Source organism: Propionispora sp. 2/2-37, from assembly GCF_001298735.1.
In the GTDB taxonomy this organism is placed as follows: domain Bacteria; phylum Bacillota; class Negativicutes; order Propionisporales; family Propionisporaceae; genus Propionispora.
On the sequence record NZ_CYSP01000041.1, the window covers coordinates 1 to 2,208 of the forward strand.

Genomic DNA, 2,208 nt, shown 5'->3' on the forward strand with positions numbered 1-2,208 from the left:
TGTTAATGGCAGTGCTAAACTGACCCCATAAGGCAATTGAAAATTGACCCCTCCAATAAAAAGGAGGGAAAGAAAATGGAACATTCGAAAGCGTTCCCCCATGAGCTTATTCACGGGAGAGAAGATGAAATGCTTTCACAAGATCAGTGGTCAGAAATACGCCTTATGGCAAAGTCAGGAATGAGCATCAAACAGATTGCTAGAGAACTCGATATCAGCAAAAACACAGTACGGCGAGTGCTACGCGCTACCGAACGCAAGCCATATAATCGGACTTTTAAGAAACCAGGAATTTTGGATTCATTTCTACCATTTGTGCAGGCCAGAGCACCAGAAGTGAATTTCAATGCCACGACTCTTTTCAGAGAAATCAGAGATAAAGGATATACTGGCGGGTACACAACCCTTAGGCAAGCGGTCAAGCCGCTTCGAGAAAACTTCATAAAAGCCGAAGCTGCCAGTGTTAGGTTCGAAACTCCGCCAGGTCACCAAGCTCAAGTAGATTGGGGAACGTCATGGGTGATGATTGGCGGTCAACGCGTAAAGCTACATATTTTTGTTTTCGTCCTATGCTATTCCCGGTCTATCTACGTTGAGTTTACCACAGACGAAAAACTAGCCACTTTGATCAGTTGCCATGAAAAAGCATTTCGCTGGTTCGGCGGTCTAACTGAAGAAATACTTTACGACAACCCTCGCACCATCGTGCTGGATCGAGGAACTGAAAGAGCCCGTATCAATCCTCGCTTCCATGACTTTTGCCGTTACTACGGTTTTCGGCCCAGACTGTGCCGACCTTATCGGGCCCGCACCAAGGGCAAGGTAGAATCTGGTGTTAAGTATGTTAAACGCTCTTTTCTGCCGGGACAAGCTTTTTCATCAATTGATCATGCTAATGAACAAGTGCAGGAATGGATAAGACGCGTTGCTGACCAACGTCTTCATGGCACAGTACATGAGCGGCCAGAGGAACGTTTTCTTAGGGAGAAGTTAAGTCCGCTAGGTGATCGTGATGGTTACGTACTGCAGACTTTTGAGGTCCGTAAAGTAGCTTCGGATTGCCTTGTCTGCTATGAGGCCAACCGTTACTCAGTTCCCTGGCGGTACACTAGACAATGCGTAGATGTCCAGGAATCAAACGGTGTGGTACGAATCTATTATCGCGGGCAACTAATCGCAGAGCACCAGAAGGCTTTGCGTAAACACCAGATGGTGATAAATCCTGATCACTACAAAGGACTACTCAAACGGCCAGTACCCATTAAAAATCCGACTTCGTTTGAACATGCATCACCAGACGTAGAAGTACGCAGCCTTGATATTTATGAAGCGATAGCAGGAGGTGGATTCCATGGATAATCCCCAACTGCTGCGAATACAGGAGAACCTGAAGAAGCTAAAACTTTCCCGCACTAGTCAGAAGCTTGAAAGCATTCTGCAGGAAGCCGGGAAAAGTGACTTAAGCTACAGTGACTTTTTAGACCATTTGCTAGAGGCAGAGGTAGGGCTAAAGTACGAGAAAAATATTGCGCTGAACACCACATTAGCAAAACTACCATTTATTAAGACCTTAGAGAGCTTCGACTTTAGTTTTCAACCATCAATCGAGGCTAAGGTTGTACGAGAGCTAGCCTCGTGCGTATTCATTGAGCGAGCTGAGAATGTCGTGTTTCTCGGACCACCGGGAACGGGAAAAACCCACCTATCGGTTGCTCTAGGGCTGAAAGCTATTCAAAAACGCTACCGCACCTTGTTTACGTCAGCAGCCGCATTAATGGCAGCTTTAAACAAAGCTTACTCGGAAAACCGTTTAGAGGACAAATTGAGATACTTCTGCGGCCCCAAACTCTTAATTATCGATGAGATCGGCTATGTACCCGTTGATGTTCATGGAGCACATCTACTGTTTCAGCTAATTTCACGCCGCTATGAACGGGGCTCAATTATCCTTACCAGCAACCGTGGAATTGGGCAATGGGGCGAGGTATTTGGCGATACAATTATCGCCACGGCTATACTGGACAGGTTATTGCATCACAGTACAGTCGTTAACATTAAGGGCGAATCGTACCGACTCAAAGAAAAACAGCGGGCAGGACTTCTTAAACGGAGTACAGGCGAAACCCTTTCTGCAACAGATGAGTGATTAACCGCAAGGGGGTCAATTTTCGATTGCGAAAAGGGGTCAACTTTCAAGCGCTATTGACA

At 46.2% G+C, this 2,208-nt stretch carries 2 protein-coding genes; both read left to right on the forward strand.

Annotated elements, in window-relative coordinates:
• Window positions 1-75: 75 nt before the first annotated feature.
• Entirely contained in the window at window positions 76-1,359 is a 1,284-nt protein-coding gene (gene istA / locus P22_RS19855; protein WP_054261961.1) for an IS21 family transposase, read from the forward strand.
• Entirely contained in the window at window positions 1,352-2,146 is a 795-nt protein-coding gene (gene istB, locus P22_RS19860; protein WP_054261962.1) for an IS21-like element helper ATPase IstB, read from the forward strand. Before istA ends, istB begins: the two co-directional genes overlap by 8 nt.
• Window positions 2,147-2,208 lie beyond the last annotated feature (62 nt).